General features: G+C 69.3%; 17 protein-coding genes. 7 read left to right on the top strand and 10 right to left on the bottom strand.

The window, feature by feature from the left end:
- Nucleotides 1-59: 59 nt before the first annotated feature.
- Together VF106_RS12555 and VF106_RS12550 are read left to right on the top strand one after the other, a co-directional pair.
- Entirely contained in the window at nt 60-824 is a 765-nt protein-coding gene (locus tag VF106_RS12555; RefSeq protein ID WP_330839837.1) for a dioxygenase family protein, read from the top strand.
- Nucleotides 825-856: 32 nt separating this feature from the next.
- Nucleotides 857-1318, top strand: a complete 462-nt coding sequence (locus VF106_RS12550; RefSeq protein WP_330839836.1) for a hypothetical protein — start codon at nt 857-859, stop codon at nt 1316-1318.
- On the opposite strand, the gene VF106_RS12545 is transcribed toward VF106_RS12550, so the two are convergent.
- The 9 genes from VF106_RS12545 to VF106_RS12505 form a co-directional block, all read right to left on the bottom strand.
- A complete protein-coding gene (locus VF106_RS12545) occupies nt 1315-1836 on the bottom strand; it encodes an adenine phosphoribosyltransferase (protein ID WP_330839835.1) in 522 nt (173 codons plus the stop codon). The two genes, VF106_RS12550 and VF106_RS12545, sit on opposite strands and share 4 nt — an antisense overlap.
- A complete protein-coding gene (gene secF, locus VF106_RS12540) occupies nt 1833-3080 on the bottom strand; it encodes a protein translocase subunit SecF (RefSeq protein ID WP_330839834.1) in 1248 nt (415 codons plus the stop codon). The genes VF106_RS12545 and secF overlap by 4 nt, the downstream gene beginning before the upstream one ends.
- Before the next feature lie 2 nt (nt 3081-3082).
- Entirely contained in the window at nt 3083-4945 is a 1863-nt protein-coding gene (secD, locus tag VF106_RS12535; RefSeq protein ID WP_330839833.1) for a protein translocase subunit SecD, read from the bottom strand.
- 158 nt (nt 4946-5103) lie between these two features.
- The gene (yajC, locus tag VF106_RS12530; protein WP_330839832.1) at nt 5104-5484 is read right to left on the bottom strand and encodes a preprotein translocase subunit YajC; all 381 of its coding nucleotides are present in this window, start codon (nt 5482-5484) and stop codon (nt 5104-5106) included.
- Between the two features lie 21 nt (nt 5485-5505).
- Nucleotides 5506-6576: a Holliday junction branch migration DNA helicase RuvB gene (gene ruvB / locus VF106_RS12525; RefSeq protein ID WP_330839831.1), complete on the bottom strand. Its 1071-nt coding sequence runs from the start codon at nt 6574-6576 to the stop codon at nt 5506-5508.
- Nucleotides 6577-6597: 21 nt separating this feature from the next.
- The gene (gene ruvA / locus VF106_RS12520) at nt 6598-7194 is read right to left on the bottom strand and encodes a Holliday junction branch migration protein RuvA (protein ID WP_330839830.1); all 597 of its coding nucleotides are present in this window, start codon (nt 7192-7194) and stop codon (nt 6598-6600) included.
- Between the two features lie 154 nt (nt 7195-7348).
- The gene (ruvC, locus tag VF106_RS12515) at nt 7349-7921 is read right to left on the bottom strand and encodes a crossover junction endodeoxyribonuclease RuvC (RefSeq protein WP_330839907.1); all 573 of its coding nucleotides are present in this window, start codon (nt 7919-7921) and stop codon (nt 7349-7351) included.
- Between the two features lie 32 nt (nt 7922-7953).
- Nucleotides 7954-9105, bottom strand: coding sequence for a Cmx/CmrA family chloramphenicol efflux MFS transporter (locus VF106_RS12510; RefSeq protein WP_330839829.1), 1152 nt, complete (start codon nt 9103-9105; stop codon nt 7954-7956).
- Nucleotides 9106-9496: 391 nt separating this feature from the next.
- Complete coding sequence (locus VF106_RS12505; protein WP_330839828.1) at nt 9497-10069, bottom strand: TetR/AcrR family transcriptional regulator; 573 nt, start codon at nt 10067-10069, stop codon at nt 9497-9499.
- 125 nt (nt 10070-10194) lie between these two features.
- Here VF106_RS12505 and VF106_RS12500 point away from each other — a divergent pair, with 125 nt between their 5' ends.
- Genes VF106_RS12500 through VF106_RS12480 form a run of 5 tightly spaced genes read left to right on the top strand, consistent with a single transcriptional unit; the run spans nt 10195 to nt 15819 of the window.
- Nucleotides 10195-11202: a LacI family DNA-binding transcriptional regulator gene (locus VF106_RS12500; protein ID WP_330839827.1), complete on the top strand. Its 1008-nt coding sequence runs from the start codon at nt 10195-10197 to the stop codon at nt 11200-11202.
- A gap of 1 nt (nt 11203) precedes the next feature.
- The gene (locus VF106_RS12495) at nt 11204-12460 is read left to right on the top strand and encodes a sugar ABC transporter substrate-binding protein (RefSeq protein WP_330839826.1); all 1257 of its coding nucleotides are present in this window, start codon (nt 11204-11206) and stop codon (nt 12458-12460) included.
- Between the two features lie 2 nt (nt 12461-12462).
- A complete protein-coding gene (locus VF106_RS12490; RefSeq protein WP_330839825.1) occupies nt 12463-13416 on the top strand; it encodes a carbohydrate ABC transporter permease in 954 nt (317 codons plus the stop codon).
- Entirely contained in the window at nt 13409-14248 is an 840-nt protein-coding gene (locus tag VF106_RS12485) for a carbohydrate ABC transporter permease (protein ID WP_330839824.1), read from the top strand. The genes VF106_RS12490 and VF106_RS12485 overlap by 8 nt, the downstream gene beginning before the upstream one ends.
- Nucleotides 14249-14289: 41 nt before the next feature.
- A complete protein-coding gene (locus VF106_RS12480; RefSeq protein WP_330839823.1) occupies nt 14290-15819 on the top strand; it encodes a glucoamylase family protein in 1530 nt (509 codons plus the stop codon).
- A gap of 61 nt (nt 15820-15880) precedes the next feature.
- Here VF106_RS12480 and VF106_RS12475 read toward each other — a convergent pair whose 3' ends face one another.
- Nucleotides 15881-17578 carry a metallophosphoesterase gene (locus VF106_RS12475; RefSeq protein WP_330839822.1) on the bottom strand — a complete coding sequence of 566 codons (1698 nt, stop codon included), beginning with the start codon at nt 17576-17578 and terminating at the stop codon, nt 15881-15883.
- Between the last annotated feature and the right edge of the window lie 259 nt (nt 17579-17837).

Below are 17837 nucleotides of genomic sequence, written 5' to 3'. Positions count from 1 at the left end.
GATCCGGCGGCGGGTGATGTTAGTATCTAGTTGAATCTTCAACATCACGGGAGCACGTCATGTCCATGCCGGTGTTGTACCTCAGTCACGGCGCCCCGCCGCTCGCCGACGACGCGGTGTGGACGCGTCAGCTCGCCGAGTGGTCCACCACGCTGAAGAAGCCGAGCGCGATCCTCATCGTGTCGGCGCACTGGGAGAACGCGCCGCTCACGGTGGGTGCGACGACCACGGTGCCGCTGGTGTACGACTTCTGGGGCTTCCCGGAGAAGTACTACGAGGTGACCTACCCGGCGCCGGGCGCGCCTGTGCTCGCCGCCGCCGTCCGGTCCCTGCTGGGCACCGTGCACGAGGACCCGACCCGCGGCCTCGACCATGGCGCGTACGTGCCGCTGAAGGAGATGTACCCGGACGCCGACGTGCCGGTGCTGCAGATGTCCATGCCGTCACTTGACCCGGCGGAGCTGTTCGCGGTCGGCCAGCGCCTCGCTCCCCTACGCGACGACGGCGTCCTGATCATCGGCAGCGGCTTCTTCACCCACAACCTGTCCGCGATGCGGATGGTCGACGGCCCCCACTCCGCGGCACCGTCCTGGTCGGCCGAGTTCGACCACTGGGGCGCGGAGGCCCTCGCGGCCCGCGACTTCGACGCGCTGCTGGACTTCGAGCACAAGTCCCCGTCCGCCCGCACGGCCCACCCACGCACGGAGCACTTCGCCCCACTGTTCGTGTCGATGGGCGCGAGCGTCGGCACGACCGACAACCCGACCTCGGTCATCGACGGCTACTGGTACGGCCTGGCAAAACGCTCAGTCCAGTTCGACTGACGGGCGATCGGCATGGGTGGCATGCTGCGCCTGTGACAGACCAAGATCGACCGTCGACGCCTGTCTCACCGGTGACCCTGAGCCAGTACCAGATCGTGGCGGCCCGCCGGCAGACGTTCGACACCCTCATGTGGCAGGTGCCCGCGCTGTCCTTGACGGCTCAGTCGTTCCTGTTGTCGATCGCGTACGGCGAGCAGTCCTCACGACTCGCCGCGGCCGTGGCGGGTGCGTTGTCGGCGGTCGTGGCCGTGATGTCCATCCAGCTTCTGCTGCGGCACCGCCAGAACGAGCTCACCGACTCGATCACCCTCAACCTGATCGAGCGCGCCCACGGCTGGCAGGAGATGTTCGCCCCGGGAGAGCAGCGCGCGTCCGCGGCAGGACTGCACCGCAGGCGGTTGATCCGCCTGCGGTCATTCCGCATCTGGACAGGCGGCCTCGGCATCTTCGGGCTCGCCGGCACACTTGCTTTCGTGGTGGCGCTCGTCCGCTAGATCGTCTGAAGGGCGTGGATCTTGCGGTCGCCCAGGCGGTCCCGGCCGCCGAGGGCGGCCAGGTCCAGCACCACCATCACCACCGAGACCGAGGCCTGCGCCCGTTCCACGAGCTGGCACACGCCCGCCACGGTGCCGCCGGTGGCCAGGACGTCGTCCACCACCGCGACGCGGGCGCCCGGGGGCAGCACGCCACCCGGAAGCTCCAACGTGGCGTTGCCGTACTCCAACGCGTAGTCGACGCGGTCCGCGACCACCGGGAGCTTGCCCGGCTTGCGGATCGGCACCAGCGCACGGTCGCTCATCACGGCCAGGGCGCCACCCAGGATGAATCCCCTCGCCTCGACCGCCGCGATGACGTCCACGTCCGCGGGGAGTCGGGCGGCCATCGCCTCGATGACCGCCCGAAACGCCCATGGCGACGCGAACAGCGGGTTCAGGTCCCGGAACAACACGCCTGGCGACGGGAAGTCCGGGACCGTGCGAACCAGCGACAACGCCTTGTCGACGTCGGTCATCGACGACGCTTTCCGGACGGGCGGCCCGGGTGCTTGCCGGTGGGCCGACCGCCGCGGCGTGCTGCCTCGGAGGACTTCGGGTTGCGGGCCGGGATGCTGTTGGCCGCCGCCATCGCGCGCTCCTGCCGCAGCTCGGTCTCGAGCGACTCGTCGTCCGTCGCGGGCAGGTCGTCCGTGGCGAGGGCCGGGGCCGCCGACGCCTCACGGTCGGCCGACTTGCGGGCGAGGTTCTCCCGGCGGGCGAACACGCGGGCCGCCTGCTGCTGGAACTTCGGTTCCCGCATCTTCAGGTCCACGAGGATCGGCGTGGCCAGGGAGATCGACGACAGCGCGCCGGCGATGATGCCGGTCAGCTGCACCAGCGCCAGGTCCTGCAGGGTGCCGACGCCGAGCAGACCGACACCGACGACCAGCAGGCCGATCACCGGCAGCACGGCGATCAACGACGTGTTGATCGACCGCATCAGCGTCTGGTTCAGCGCCAGGTTCGCCGCCTCGGCGTACGTCCTGCGGGTCAGCCCGAGCAGTCCTCGGGTGTTCTCCTTGATCTTGTCGAACACCACCACCGTGTCGTACAGCGAGAAGCCGAGGATCGTCAGCAGACCGATCACGGTCGCCGGCGTGACCTCGAAGCCGACGATCGAGTACACGCCCGCGGTCACCACGATGTCGTGGACGAGCGCCGCCAGCGCGGCGACCGCCATCCACTTCTCGAAGTAGAACCAGAGGAAGATGGTCACCAGCACGAAGAACACGCCGAGCGCGATCAGCGCCTGCTGCGAGATCTCGCCACCCCACGACGCGCTCACCGCGCTGTCGCTGATCGACCGCTCGCTCGGCTGACCGTCGGCGTTCAGCGGCTGGAACCGCTCGAACAGGGCCGCCTTCAACTGCTCGACCTGGTCGGTGTTCAGCGTCTCCGACCGGATCTGGATGGTCGACGCGTCACCGGTGCCGACCGTCTGCACGGCCGCCGGCTCCTTGTTGAGCGCCTCGTCGAAGACCTGCTCGACCTGAGAGGTCGAGATGTTGCCGTCCGCGCCCTGGGCCGGCAGCGAGATCCTGGTGCCACCGGTGAAGTCGATCCCGAGGTTGAACCAGCGGAACACGATCGAGCCGACGCACACGAGGATCAGCAGCGCGAAGAAGATGTACCACCGCTTGCGCTTGCCGACCACGTCGAACGCGCCGGTACCCGTGTAGAGCCGGCGGAACACGCCGTCCTTGGTCTCGTTGGCAGCCACCGTCACACCTCCTTCGCCACGGTACGGCCAGCGGCCCGCCGCTCGCTCGCCTGGCGCTGCACCGCGCCAAGACCCGACATGCTCGGCCTGGACAGGAACTTCGACCGCGACGCGAGCGCGACCAGCGGGTGCGTCACGAGGAACACCACGACCAGGTCGAGCACGGTCGACATGCCCAGGGTGAACGCGAAGCCGCGAACCTGCCCGACCGCGAGCGCGTACAGCACACCTGCCGCGATGAACATGACCGCGTCCGCCGACAGGATCGTCCTCCTGGCCCGGACCCACGCCCGTGGCACGGCGGACCGGAATGTCCTGCCTTCCCGTATCTCGTCTTTCAGTCGTTCGAAGAAGATCACGAACGAGTCGGCGGTGATACCGATGGCGACGATGAAGCCGGCGACACCCGCGAGGTCGAGGGTGAACCCGATCCACCGGCCGAGCAGCACCAGCACCGCGAACACGATCGCGCCGGAGAAGACCAGCGACAGCATCGTGAGGAAGCCGAGCATCCGGTAGTAGAACAGGCAGTACACGAACACCAGCAGCAGGCCGAGCGCACCGGCGATCAGGCCGGCCCGCAGCGAGGCGAGGCCGAGCGTCGCGGACACCGTCTCCGCCTCGGACGAGTCGAACGACAGCGGCAGCGAGCCGTACTTCAGTACGTCGGAGAGGTCCTTGGCCTCGTCGGCCTTGAACCCGCCCTGGCCACCGCCGGTGATCTGAGTCTGACCGGTGATGGCACCCTGGATCTCCGGCGCGGACACCACCTTGGTGTCGAGCACGAACGCGGCCATCTCACCGACGTGGGCCTCGGTGTAGCTCGCCCAGATCTTGCCGCCCTCGCTGTCGAAGTCGAGGGTGACGACGTAGCCGACGCCCTGCGGGTCAGGGGCCGAGCCGGCGTCGGAGATCTGCGTGCCGTCGAGGAATGTCGGGCCGAGGACGTACTTGGCCAGGTTCTCCTGGTCGCAGGTCACCAGCGGCTTGGTCTTGTCGTCGTTGCCGACCAGCGGGTCCGGCTTCGAGCAGTCAAGCGCGGCCATCGCCATCTCGGTGACGTTCTGGTCGGCCTGGACGGTGCCGTCCGCGCTCGGCGCGAGCGTGGCGGCCTGCCGGCACGCGCGACCGAGCTGGATCAAGTCCGCTGTGGTGACTTCGCTTTCCTTGCCCGCCTTGACGTCGGCGGTGTAGGTGTCGACGTCCGTCTTGTACTTGGGGCACGCGACCATCGGGTCCGCGAGGATGGCCGGATCGAGGTTGCCGTCGCTGTCGGTGGTCGGCGGCGCGGTCGACGTGGTCGGCGGCGCCGACGGGTCGGTGCTCTCGGGCTGGCCCGCGAGTGCCGGGGCAGGACGGCCCTGCGGCGCCGTCGTGCCGGCGCCGGCGGACGGTGGCGTCGAGGGCTCGGTCGACGGGGCGCTCGGGTCCGTCGAAGGGTCGGTCGAGGGCTCGGTGGACTCCTCCGTCGGCGCCGTCTGAGCCGCCCTGGGCTGGCCGATCACCGCGCGGAACCGGAGCTGGGCGGTCTGGCCCAGGCTCTTGGCCTGCTCGCCCTCCTCGCCCGGCACCGTGATGATGATGTTGTTGCCGTCCAACACGGTCTCGGTGCCGCTGACGCCGATCCCGTTGACGCGGTCCTCGATGATCTGCCGGGCCTGGTCGAGGGACTCCTTCGACGGCGCCGAGCCGTCCGGCGTGCGTGCGGTGAGCGTGACCCGGGTGCCGCCCTGGAGGTCGATACCGAGCTTCGGGGTCGGCTTGTGATCACCCGTCCCGAATACCAGGCCGTAGAGCAGAACCACGATGAACAGGAAGAACGCTAGATAGCGCCCTGGGCGGATCTGCCCGGCGGTTGAGGCCACGGTCGGTCGATCTCCTCGATACTTACAGGGTCGGTGTCGTTGGCGTGTAGTCACACGACTGCGCCCGCACCCGTTACTCGTCTGGGTGAGGGCGCAGCGTACCTAACGCGGCGTGAGCCCCGTGTCACACGGTCGTCACGTCGCGCTCACACGGCGAGCTACTTCTTCTTGCCGGACTCGAGCTCGGCGTCCTCGGTGTCCTTGGCGTCCGCGACGACGGGCTCCTCGACGACGTCCTCGACCTCGACGACGTCGGTGTCCTCGTCGACGGCCTCGTCGACGGGGCCGACCTTCTCGCGCACCGCGGCCCGCAGCCACTCGGTCTCGACGCCGTCCGCGATCTCGATCGTGATCGTCGCGCTGTCAGAGGAGTCGGTCACCGTGCCGTAGAGCCCGGAGGTGGTCATCACCCGGTCGCCGACGTCCAGCGAATTCTGGAGCGCCTGCTGCTGCTCCTGAGCCCTGCGCTGGCGCCGGGTCATGAAGTACATCATGACGCCCAGCAGCCCGAACATCAGGAGCAGGGGAATGAGGTCCATGTTCTTCCGTCCGTGAGTTAACTAGTCCGCGGTGTGCGCGGCATCACTGTTGGTGTCGCTGTCGAACAGGGTAGGCGGCACGGGACCGGGCGCGTTAGCCGGGGGCATAAGCCCCAAATGGGACCATGCCGCGGCCGTGGCTACCCGGCCTCGAGGCGTCCTAGCGAGCATCCCGGCCCGCACCAGGTACGGCTCGCACACCTCCTCTACCGTACTTGCTTCCTCGCCAACCGCCACAGCCAGCGTCGAGACACCGACGGGGCCGCCGCCGAAGGACCGCACCAGGGCGCCGAGCACGGCCCGGTCCAGGCGGTCGAGCCCCAGCTCGTCGACGTCGTACACCTCGAGTGCCGCGTTGGCGATGTCCCGGGTCACCACGCCGTCGGCACGCACCTCGGCGAAGTCCCGCACCCGGCGTAACAGCCGGTTGGCGATGCGGGGAGTGCCGCGCGAGCGGCCCGCGATCTCCTCGGCGCCGTCACCACGCAGCTCGACCCCGAGAATCCCCGCCGACCGGCGCACCACCTTCTCCAGCTCTTCGGCCGAGTAGAACTCCATGTGCGCGGTGAAGCCGAACCGGTCCCGCAGCGGCCCGGTGAGCGAGCCCGACCTGGTGGTGGCGCCGACCAGCGTGAACGGCGCGATCTCCAGGGGGATGCTGGTTGCGCCGGGCCCTTTGCCGACCACCACGTCGACGCGGAAGTCCTCCATCGCGAGGTACAGCATCTCCTCGGCCGGGCGTGCGATCCGGTGGATCTCGTCGATGAACAGCACGTCGCCCTCGACGAGGTTGGACAGCATGGCCGCGAGGTCGCCTGCACGCTCGAGCGCCGGGCCAGAGGTCAGGCGCAGGGCGCTGCCCAGCTCAGCGGCGATGATCATGGCGAGGCTGGTCTTGCCGAGCCCGGGTGGCCCGGCCAGCAGGACGTGGTCCGGCGGCACGCCGCGTTGGGTCGCGCCCTTGAGGACCAGTTCGAGCTGCTCGCGGACCCGGTGCTGCCCGATGAACTCGGCGAGCCGCTTCGGGCGCAGCGTCGCCTCGTCGTCCCCCGGAAGTACTTCCGGGGTGGCCACGGACTCCTCTTCCGTCACGGCTTCATCGTGCACGACCGTCTACCGCTTACGGCCCAGGGTGGCGAGCGCCCTGCGCAGCACGATCGACGTGTCGGATGTGCCGTTCTCCGCGAGCACCCCGTCGACGGCCTGTTCCGCCTGCTTGGCAGGGAAACCGAGGCCGGTCAGCGCCTCGACCACACTCCCCCGCACGGCTCCGCTGCCGGTCGCGACGGACTCGGCGGTGACCGCGGCGAGGGAACCGACCTTGTCCCGCAGCTCGATGACCATCCGCTCGGCGCCCTTGCGGCCGATGCCGGGCACCTGGGTGAGCGTGGCGATGCTGCCCTCCGCGAGCGCGGCCCGCAGCTTGTCAGGGTCGAGCACCGCGAGCGTCGCCATGGCGATCCGCGGGCCGATGCCGGAGACGGTCTGCAACAGCCCGAACAGCTCACGGGCCTGCGGGTCGGCGAACCCGAACAGGGTCAGCGAGTCCTCGCGGACGACGAGCGTGGTCTCGAGGATCGCCTCCTCGCCGGTCCGCAGCGTGGCGAGGGTCGCCGGGGTCGCGGTGATCAGCAGGCCGACCCCGCCGACCTCGACCACCACGTGGTCGAGCCCGATCGAGAGCACCTTTCCGCGTACACGCGAGATCATGACTGTTCCGCCTCCCCGGAATTCAATGTGTTGGTCGCGTCGGGGAAGGAAGGTTCTGTCCGGTCACGAACTTGTGGCTGGTTTGCGTCACGTTCCCCTGAGGCGCGGTTGCGAAGCCCTCGGCCTGCTTTCGATGAGGTTGGCACAAGGGGTGTCACGTCGTCGGCTTCCTTTTCGCGGCTTCTTTGAGCCGTGCCTTGTGGTTGCGGGCGAGCTCGGCGGCACGCGCCTCCGCCTCGGCGAGCCGGTTGCGCATGGGCGCCCGCCAGACGTGGCAGATCGCGATGGCGAGCGCGTCCGCGGCGTCGGCCGGTTTCGGCGCCTCGGTGAGCCCGAGCAGCTTGGTGACCATACCGGTGACCTGCGCCTTGTCCGCACGGCCCGACCCGGTGACCGCCGCCTTCACCTCGGACGGCGTGTGGAACATGACCGGCAGGCCACGACGGGCCGCGGCGAGTGCCACGACACCGCCGGCCTGTGCGGTGCCCATCGCCGTCCGCACGTTGTACTGGCTGAACACCCGCTCGACCGCCACCACCTCGGGGCGGTGCCGGTCGAGCCAGTCGTCGACGGCGTCGGCGACGGCGAGCAGCCGGATCGAAAGGTCCGCGTCGACCGGCGTGCGGACCACCCCCACCTCGACACACGTCAGCTTCCGCCCGACCGCCCCATCCACGACGGCGATCCCGCACCTGGTCAGGCCGGGGTCGACGCCCAGCACCCGCATCGTCTTGCCTCCTGAGAACATCCGTTCGAACTCTAGGGGGTGACGGCCACCTTCCGCCGCACCGACACGGTGACGACGCCCAACGCGACGACGCCGAGGGCCGCGCCCAGCCATGCGACGACGGGGTAGCCGGCGCCCGCGTCCAGTGCCGTGCCGCCGAGCCAGGGGCCGGCCGTGATGCCGACGTTGAACGCCGAGATGTTGGTGGCGGCGGCGAGGGTGGGCGCGCCGCCCGCTTCGGCGAACACGCGGGCGTTGAGTGCCGGGTTGGTCGCGAACCCGAACGCGCCGAGCAGGGTGATCGCCACGATCGCCGGCGGCGGCTGGTCAGCGAACAGTGCCAGGGTCACGGACGCGGCGACCAGACCGCCGGCGCCTGCGTAGAGGGTGCGGAAGGGGTGAGCGTCGGCCGTGCGTCCACCGATCGTGATGCCGGCCAGCGAGCCGAGGCCGTAGAGGGCGAGCAGCACCGGCACAACGCCGCTCGACACCCCGGTCGTGTCGGTGAGGAACGGCGCGAGGTAGCTGAACGTGACGATCAGGGCGGCGGTGGTCAGCGCGGTGCCGGCGTAGGCGAGCCACAGACGCGGGTTGGCCATCGTGCGGACCTCGGCCCGCAGGTCCGGTGCGGTCGCGTCCGCGGTGTCCCTGATCGTGGCGGCGACGGCGGCCATCGTGAGCGCGGACATGATCGCGACCGCCCAGAACGCGGCCCGCCAGCCGAGATGCTGGCCGATGGCGGTGCCGGCGGGCAGTCCGAGGATGGTGGCGACGGTGAGGCCGCCGGCAACCACGCTCATGGCCCGGCCGCGCCGTTCCGGTCCCGCCATGCCGACCGCGGCGACGGAGGCGACCGCCCAGAAACCGGCGTACACGAACGCGCCGGCGACCCGCGTGCCGAGCAGAACGGCGTAACTACTGGTCACCGCACCCACGACATGCGTGGCGGCGAACACCGCGAGGAATGTGAGCAGCGCCGCGCGGCGGGGCCACCGCAGCGTCACGACCGCGAGCACCGGCGCGCCGACGAGCATGCCGACCGCGAACGCCGAGATCAGGAGCCCGGCCTGCGGGATGCTGACCCCCAGATCACCGGCGATCTCGGGCAGCAGCCCGGCGAGCATCAGCTCCGACGTGCCCTGGGCGAAGATCGCCAACCCGAGCACATACACAGCGAAGGGCATGTCTTCCTCCTGTTTTGGATACATCGGTTCAAAACAAGGGCACGCCGAAGCGGCCACGAAAACGCAACTCACAGGGGCCGAACGCGCGACTCGCGGCGACTGGAAGCGACACTCGCGGGGCCCGGGCACGCGGCTCGCGAGCCCGGATTGTTGAACTCGCGGGTCTGAGCCGTTGAACTCGCGGGTCCGGACCGTTGGACTCGCGGGTCTGGGGCGTTGGACACGCGGGGCTTTGGTGTGGGGCTTGTGGTTGTCCACAGCCTGCGGTTTGCGCTGGCCGGTTTGTCGGTGGTGTGCCGTAGCGTGGAACCCGGGGGCCGGAGGCCGCGGGGGGTCAGGTCGCGAGGGACAGGCGGCCGGGGGGCAGGCGGCTGGGGATCGAGGCCTCGGGTCAGATGGCGGTTAGGGCTGTTTCTGCTACCGCGGCCAGTGTGTTGCGGTCCGCTCCGCCGCGGGCCATTACTCGCATTCCGCTGATCGTGGCCATCACGAAGTGGGCCAGCGCTTCTGGGTTGGCGGTTTTCGGTAGTTCTCGATCGCTGCGGGCGGCGGCGAGGGCCGCGCGGAGGGCTTCGTGGCGGCGGGTCTGGTCGCGGGTCAGTGCCGCGCCGATCACCTCGTCCCGGGGCGCCAGTTCGACCAGCGAGTTCACCACCAGGCAGCCCACCGGGTCGTCCGCCGGCGGGTCGACCGTCTCCCACAGCAGCTCGCGCAGTTTGTCGTGGATCGGCGCCGAGCGTTCGAGGGCGGTCACCGCGGCGTCGGTGCGTGCGGTCATGTAGCGGGTCAGTGCCCGTTCGAACAACGCGTGCTTGCTATGGAACGTGTTGTAGATGCTGCTCCGCCCGAGCCCGGTCGCCGCGCACAGGTCCTGCGTGGACGTGGCCTCGTAGCCGGACCGCCAGAACGCACGCATGGCCGCGTCCATCGCGCGGTCCTCGTCGAACTCTCTCGGTCGTGCCATGCCGGTGACGCTACCAGAGTTTTGGACAGGTCGATCTATAACCGCATGTAAGCGCATTCACTTGACATGGGTGTTAGAACTGCACGTAGAACGAATGTAAGCGCTTCCAACGACGGAAGGCTGTCATGTCGGGTCGGGAACGGCGTCCGGTCACCATCTACGAGGTGGCGGAACGGGCGGGAGTCTCCATCGCCACGGTCTCCCGGGCGCTGCGTGACTCCGAGCTGGTCGCGGCCCCCACCCGGCGGCGGGTCCAGCAGGTGGCCGAGGAACTGCGCTTCCGCCCCAGCCGCGCCGGCCGCGCGCTCGCCGAGGGGCAGCACGCCGCCAACGGCATCGTCTTTCCCGACCTGTCCGGCCCGTACTACGCGGAGGTCGTACTCGGCTACGAGGAAGTGGTCGCCAAACTGGGCCGCAGCGTGCTGATCCTCGCCACGAACGGCCGACCCAACGCGGCCGAGGCCGTGCTGGAGCTGGCCGGCCGCGTCGACGGCATGGTGATCATGGGTCGGACGGTCGCCGACGAGGTGGTCGCGCGGATCGCCGACACCGGGCTGCCGCTCGTGCTCCTGGCCCGCCCACCGGTCGGGCTGGTCGACACGATCATGACCGACAACGAGCACAGCGCCAGGGACCTCGCCGCGCACCTGCTCGGCCACGGCCACCGCACGTTCGCGTTCCTCGGCGACCCCGACGAGTCGCCCGACGTGGCCGGCCGGTACGCGGGGTTCCGCCAGGCCCTCACCGACGCCGGCGTCGACCCGCCTGATCCGACACGCTGTGCCTTCGACGTCCGGGCCGGCTACGCGGCCGCACGGGAACTGCTCTCCCGCACACGGCCGAACGCCGTGGTGTGCGCCAACGACGAGGTCGCGCTCGGCGCCCTGCAGGCCGCGGAGGACCTCGGTCTGTCCGTCCCCGGTGACGTGGCACTGACCGGCTGGGACGACATCATGGCCGCCCGCTACACCCGGCTGACCACGGTGCACCAACCGATGCGTGCGCTCGGCGCGACCGCGGCCCGCCGGCTCGACGAGCGGATCCACGGCGTGGCAACGAAAACGCGCCCCGACGTACTGCCGACACGGCTGATCGTCCGTACCAGCTGCGGCCCCCACGACCGGGAGGTATGACATGAACAGGCGATTACTCGCCACCGTTGCCGTCGCCGCGCTCGCCCTGTCGGCATGTGGGCGCGACGCCGAGGACAGCGGCCCGCAGCAGGGTGAGGCTGTCGCGGGCGGCAACGCGTCCGGCGAGATAACCGTCTGGGCCATGGGCACCGAGGGCGAGAAGCTGTCCACGCTCGCCGACGCGTTCATGGCGGAGAACCCGGAAGCGGAGGTCAAGGTCACCCCGGTCCCGTGGGACGGCGCGCACAACAAGCTGGCCGCCGCGATCGCCGGCCAGGAGACGCCGGACGTGACCATGCTGGGCACGACGTGGATCGGCGAGTTCGCGAAGACCGGCGCGCTGGACGTCGTGCCGCCGGAACTCGTCGACGCCAAGGCCTTCTTCCCCGGCGCGTGGGAGACCGGGATCGTGGACGGCACCTCCTACAGCGTGCCGTGGTATGTCGAGACGCGGCTGCTGTACGTCAACTCCTCCGTCGCCGAGAAGGCCGGGATCACGTCGCCGCCCAAGACCTGGGCCGAGCTGACGCAGGCGGCCAAGGACATGCAGGCCAAGGGCGGCGCCAAGTGGGGGATCTACCTGCAGCCAGGCCAGACCGGCGCGTGGCAGACCGTGATGCCGTTCGTGTGGCAGAACGGCGGCGACATCTACGACGGAGAGAAGTTCGTCCTGGACTCGCCCGACGCCGTCCAGGCGCTCGAGTACTACAAGTCCTTCTACGACAGTGGACTGTCCTCACGGGACCGTCTCCGCGAGGGCGAGACGGAACCGAAGCTCCTGTCCGGCGAGATCGCGGCGTTCGTGTCCGGCCCGTGGAACATCGGGCTGCTGGACGAGCTGGGCGGTGAAGGCAAGTACGAGCTGTGGCCGATGCCGAGCGGGTCGGGCGACTTCACGTCGTTCATCGGCGGGAGCAACATGTCCGTGTTCAAGAACTCGAAGAACCGGGACGCGGCGTGGAAGTTCGTCGCGTACCTGATGCGGCCCGACGTGCAGGTGAAGTGGTACCAGACGGTGGCCGACCTGCCCGCGGTGCAGGAGGCCTGGGACAACGAGACTCTGGCCGGTGACCAGCAGCTGAAGGTGTTCGGCGACCAGCTCGACAAGGCGAAGGCGCCTCCGTCCATCCCGACGTGGGAGCAGATCGCGGCGGGCGTGGACACGGAGCTGGAGAAGATCGCGAAGGGCACGACGTCGGCCGCGGACGCGGCGAAAGCCATGCAGTCACAGGCGAGTTCGATCGGCACGGGAGGCTGAGCGTGTCGGCGCCGCCCGAGACGGCGACGAACACGGCGGCCGTTCCGGCGACTGGCGGGGACGCCGGAACGGCCCGCCGCCCTCGGTCCCGTTCGCTGGCCGGTTGGGGCTTCGCGCTGCCGTTCGCCCTGCTGTTCCTCGTGTTCACCGCCGGCCCGGTCGTGGCGTCGCTCCTGATGAGCGTCACCGACCTGCGGGGTACCGACCTGCTCGACCCGTTCAATGTGGACATCGTCGGGCTCGACAACTATCTGAGGCTCGCCGGCGACGAGAAGTTCCTGACCGCGGCCGGCAACACGGCGATCTTCGTGGTGGTGGGCGTGCCGCTCACGATGGCGCTGTCGCTGCTCGTCGCGATGGGGCTGAACTCCGGTCTGGTGCGGTTCCAGACGCTGTTCCGCGTCGGCTACTACCTCCCGGTCGTCACGAGCATCGTGGCGATCTCGGTGGTCTGGCGGTTCGTCCTGCAGCCGGACAGCGGCCTGCTCAACGAGTTCCTCGGCCTGTTCGGCGTCGACGGGCCGAACTGGCTCAACAACCAGACGTTCGCGCTGCCGACGCTGATCGTGATGGGCGCCTGGCGCAACCTCGGCTTCGGCATGGTGATCTTCCTGGCCGGGTTGCAGGCCATCCCGAAGGACCTGTACGAGGCGGCCACCATCGACGGCGCGCGGCGGTTCGCCCGGTTCCGCTACCTGACCGTGCCGATGCTGCGGCCGACCATGCTGTTCGTCGCAGTGATCACCACGATCGGGTACGTCCAGTTCTTCGAGGAGCCGTTCGTGATGACGCAGGGCGGGCCGCTCGACTCCACGCTTTCCCTGGCCTACCACACCTACAACCAGTTCGGGTTCGGCAACTACGGCTCCGCGTCGGCCATGGGCTACGTGCTGTTCGTGGTGGTCGTGCTGCTGTCGATCGCCTGGTTCAAGCTGCTGAGGAACAACGTTGACTGAGCACCTACGCTCCCGTGACCGGGTCGCCAGGGCGGCCCTGTACCTGGTGCTGTCCAGTGGTCTGGTGCTCGTCGTGGGGCCGTTCGTGTGGATGCTGCTGTCCTCGTTCAAGCCGGAGGGCGAGATCCGCGCCATCCCGCCGACGTGGTTTCCGCACGACCCGACACTCGCCAACTACGGGAACCTGTTCGACCGCCTGGACTTCCCGACGTTCTTCACGAACTCGGTTGTCGTCGCCGTGCTCACGACGGCGGGCAACCTGCTGTTCTGCTCCGCCGCCGGGTACGCGCTGGCGAAGGTGCCGTTCGCGGGCAAGCGGGTCCTGTTCGGCATCGTGCTCGGCACGCTGATGGTGCCGAGCATCGTGACGATCGTGCCGCTGTTCGTGCTCTCGTCGAACCTGGGACTGGTCAACACGCTGGCCGGGCTCATCCTGCCGTACCTCGCGCAGGCGTTCGGCGTGTTCCTGATGCGTCAGTTCATCCTGTCCATTCCGGACGAGCTGCTGGAGGCTGCCCGCATCGACGCGGCGAGCGAGTGGCGGATCTTCTGGCAGGTCGTGCTGCCGCTGTGCCGGCCGGCGCTCGCCACGCTCGGCATCCTCACGTTCCTGGCTTCCTGGAACAACTTCCTGTGGCCGCTGGTGGCCGCGACCGAGGAGGAGACCTACACGCTGCCGGTCGCGCTCGCGCTGTACGCGATCGGGCAGAACCGCACCGAGTACGACCTGCTGCTGCCCGGTGCGGTCGTGATCGTGCTGCCGGTGCTCATCGTTTTCGTGCTGCTGCAACGTCATTTCGTCCGCGGGATCGCGACGACCGGACTGAAGTAGGAGGCGCCATGAGCGTAGCTTGCGGAGCGAATCGTCAACACATGTCCCGATTACGACTCACGGTGGTCGCGTTGCTCGCGGCCGCGCTGCTCGTCCCCGCCGCCCCGGCGGCCGCTTCCCCGCGGCTACAACTGGTCCACGACACCTGGCGGTCGTTCACCGCCATGACCGTGCCGGCGACCGGGTTGCCGGCCGACAACATCGACGGCTCGCTCGACCCCGCGACCCGTGCGCGGTACACGTCGCCGACGAACATCGGGTCGTACCTGTGGTCGGCGGTCGTGGCCGAGGACCTCGGCGTCATCTCCCGCAGGGAACTGGTGTCCCGCACCAGGACCACACTGTCCTCAATGGAGCGCCTGCAACGGCACCCGGCCTCGGGCCAGTTCTACAACTGGTACGACCCGGCGACGCTCGAACTGCTGCGCGTGTGGCCGGTGGACGGGTCGGTCGTGCATCCGTTCGCGTCCAGTGTGGACAACGCGTGGATGGCGGCGGCGCTGATGGTGGTGCGCACGGCGGTGCCCGAGTTGCGCGCGCAGGCGGAGTCGTTGCTGGCGCCTATGGACTTCGCGTTCTACTACGACGTCGCGGCACGAGGTCCCGACGTGCCGGCAGGGTTGATGCGGGGCGGATTCTGGGACAGCCCGCACCCGGATCCGCAGCAGTGCACGCTGCCCGGCAACTACACCGGTGTAGGACCTGAGGTGTTCTACACGTGCCACACCTACGGCGCGTTCGCGTCCGAGACGCGGATGATCTCGTATGTGGCCATCTCGCTGGGCCAGGTGCCGCCGGCGCACTACTTCGCGCCGTGGCGGACGTTCCCGGACAACTGCGACTGGGGTTGGCAGGAGCAGAAGCCCGCCGGCCAGTTCGTCGACTACCTCGGGGTGCCGGTGTTCGAGGGCAACTACACCTACCGCGGCTGGAAGTTCGTGCCGACCTGGGGCGGTGACATGTTCGAGGAGCTCATGCCGGACATGTTCGTCCCGGAGGTCGAGTGGGGCCGGAACTCGTGGGCACGACAGCACTCGGTGTACGTGCGCGGCCAGATCGAGCACGGAATTTCGGACGCGAAGTACGGATATTGGGGTTTCTCGCCCGCTTCGAACCCGGACGGCGGCTATCGGGAGTACGGTGTCGATCTCATGGGGTTGGACACCTCGGTGGGCTACACCAGCGACCAGGAGAAGACGATGGTGGATGTCGGCTTCGAGGGCTGCCGCGACCCGCAGCCGTTGCCGTCCTCCTACGGCGACGGCGTGGTGACCCCGCACGCCGTGGTGCTCGCCCTGCCGTACCAACCGAAGGCGGCGACCACCGAGCTGACGAAGCTGCGCAGGGACTTCGACAGCTACGGCCCGGGCGGCTTCTACGACTCGATCGCCGTCCGCAGCGGCAAGGTCGCGAAACGGTACCTGGCCCTCGACCAGGGCATGATCATGGGCGCGCTGGGGAACCTCCTGGCCGACGACGTCCTGCGGGACGCGTTCACCCGAGGTGGCGCGACAGCGCACCTGCGCCCGGTCATGGCGATGGAGGAGTTCAACCTCCCCCGTCACCAGTGACCCCTGACGCCGGGGCGGGTGCGGGTCACCCCCTCCCCCATCCGCCCCGGCCCGGTGCCCTTCAGGGCATTCGCGGTACTTCGATGGGCTGCTCGATCAGTTCTGGTTTCAACGGCTGCGCCGGGGTGAACCATGGCTCGGTTGGGCCGCCCATCGGGTTGGCGCGCCACTCGCGGCAGATGCGGTCCAGTTTGACCGGGTAGATCGTCAGCGAGCCGTCCGAGCCGATGCGGAGGCGGAGGAAGCCCTTGTGGTCCTCGATGCTCTGGCCCGCCATGACCTCGTTGAGGTTGATGCCGAACCGGCTCGCGACCAGCAGGTACAGCGCGACAACCTCGGCGTCGACGAAGCCGATCAGCACCGGGGTGCCGATCGCCCCGATCAGGAAGACCAGCCAGTCGCCCAGTGCGCCATCGGGCACCACGTCCTGGTACAGCCAGCGGATCACCAGCGCCCAGCCGACGCTCAACGCAAGGTGCGCCATGGCATGCAGCACCCCGGCGACGAGATGTCGCTGGTCGGTTCTGGGTAGCTCGAGCCGCGCGAACGCCACGCCGGCCAGCACGAGGACGGCGGTGGCGAATACCGCGGGCGACCACGACGCCAGCAACCCGAAGACCCCGGACCGCACGGCCGACTCGCCGAGCCCGTACAGGATCGCCATCGTCGCCACGAGTTGTGTCAGGCCGGTGAGTCCCCAGAACCCGGGATTGCGCCACGGCAACCGGAAGATCCCCGCGGCGAGCCGGTCGGTGTGTTCCGGGTAGCGGGACGCGAGGCCGAACCGTGTCGGGTGGGCCGCCTCACGCACCCGAGACTTCGGCGGCGGAAGCGTGAGCTCGGCCGGCAGCTTGTGGGTCGCCGCGAGGTACGCGCCACCGAGACCCGAGGTGATCTTCTGACCGCTGCCGGCGCGTTCGGTGTAGCGGGCGTAGTGGTGCTTGTCGCCGGACAGCATCACGCGGACGGTCGCCCCGCGCTGGCGGATGATCTCCCGTTGGAAGAACTCGATGGTGTCGTACCCCTTGGTCCGGCCACCGGAGCCGGCCGGCACCCACGCGGGTGTCGAGGTGCACAGGATGACCGCGTCCCCGCCGCGCAGGTCCTCGGCGGCGGCGCGGAAGTACTCCAGTTGCGGCGCGTCGACGTAGTCGTCGAACTGGGTGTCGATGGCGTACAACCACCAGCGGTGCGGCAGCTTCACGGCGAAGTAGCTGCGGGTCTGCTGGGTCTGCCAGCCGCCGAAGGGCCGTTGCTGGGCGAAGACCCGCAGGAACGAGGTGAGCCCGTCGTACCAGTCGTGGTTGCCGGGCAGGGCGAAGAGCGTTGGCGCGGCGTTCGGGGCAGCGGGCAGAGCGGCGCGGTAGACGCCCTTCGAGCGGTCCTCGTACGCGACGGTCGACGCGGCCGGGTAGACCTCGTCGCCACCCATGATCAGCAGGTGGCCCCGCGGGGTGGGCGTACCGAGGTCGAGCTCCGGCGCGGCGAGCAACGACGCGACGGAGTAGGTGGCGTCGAACCCGTCACCGGTGTCGGCGACGAAGTCGAGCCACAGCTCGTCGTGGTCCGAGTGGTCGTGGACGGTGGCCGGAAGGCTGCCCTGGAGCTCACGCTTGTCCGCGTAGGACCCGAAGATCTCCGCGACGAGTGACTGTGCCCCGGTGGTGATCAGCACCTTGGGAGCCAGCCAGCGAACCGCCTTCTGCGGCCGGAACCCGAGTTGCAGCTCGGTCATGTCCTGGGGTCGCGGTCGTGGCACCCAACCAGGGTGGAGCATGATCACCGGGTTTGTCTACGACCCGGTAAAAGTCAGCGAGGCCCGTAACCCTGCGGCGGATACGGCGGCCGCGGGTACCTGGGCGGCGGACCCGCGGGTAGTTCAGTCGGAAACGCGTTTTTCCAAGAGGGACAACGGAACGCCCGCCGAGTCGGCCCGGTTGCCGACGACCACGTAGCCCGATCGCCGGTAGAGCCGTAGGTTTCCCTCGCTCGCGGCGCCGGTGACGAGCCACAGGGTA

Source organism: Actinophytocola sp., assembly GCF_036378875.1.
Taxonomy (GTDB): domain Bacteria; phylum Actinomycetota; class Actinomycetes; order Mycobacteriales; family Pseudonocardiaceae; genus Actinophytocola.
This window is presented reverse-complemented; position numbering and strand designations above follow the sequence as displayed.

Excerpts from the sequence above, each read along its gene's own strand:
- VF106_RS12545 (WP_330839835.1), bottom strand. The coding sequence starts at position 1,836 with ATGACCGACGTCGACAAGGCGTTGTCGCTGGTTCGCACGGTCCCGGAC.
- VF106_RS12510 (WP_330839829.1), bottom strand. The coding sequence starts at position 9,105 with ATGCCCTTCGCTGTGTATGTGCTCGGGTTGGCGATCTTCGCCCAGGGC.
- VF106_RS12555 (WP_330839837.1), top strand. The coding sequence starts at position 60 with ATGTCCATGCCGGTGTTGTACCTCAGTCACGGCGCCCCGCCGCTCGCC.
- VF106_RS12505 (WP_330839828.1), bottom strand. The coding sequence starts at position 10,069 with ATGGCACGACCGAGAGAGTTCGACGAGGACCGCGCGATGGACGCGGCC.
- VF106_RS12480 (WP_330839823.1), top strand. The coding sequence starts at position 14,290 with ATGTCCCGATTACGACTCACGGTGGTCGCGTTGCTCGCGGCCGCGCTG.
- ruvA (WP_330839830.1), bottom strand. The coding sequence starts at position 7,194 with ATGATCTCGCGTGTACGCGGAAAGGTGCTCTCGATCGGGCTCGACCAC.
- VF106_RS12495 (WP_330839826.1), top strand. The coding sequence starts at position 11,204 with ATGAACAGGCGATTACTCGCCACCGTTGCCGTCGCCGCGCTCGCCCTG.
- ruvC (WP_330839907.1), bottom strand. The coding sequence starts at position 7,921 with ATGCGGGTGCTGGGCGTCGACCCCGGCCTGACCAGGTGCGGGATCGCC.
- yajC (WP_330839832.1), bottom strand. The coding sequence starts at position 5,484 with ATGGACCTCATTCCCCTGCTCCTGATGTTCGGGCTGCTGGGCGTCATG.
- VF106_RS12500 (WP_330839827.1), top strand. The coding sequence starts at position 10,195 with ATGTCGGGTCGGGAACGGCGTCCGGTCACCATCTACGAGGTGGCGGAA.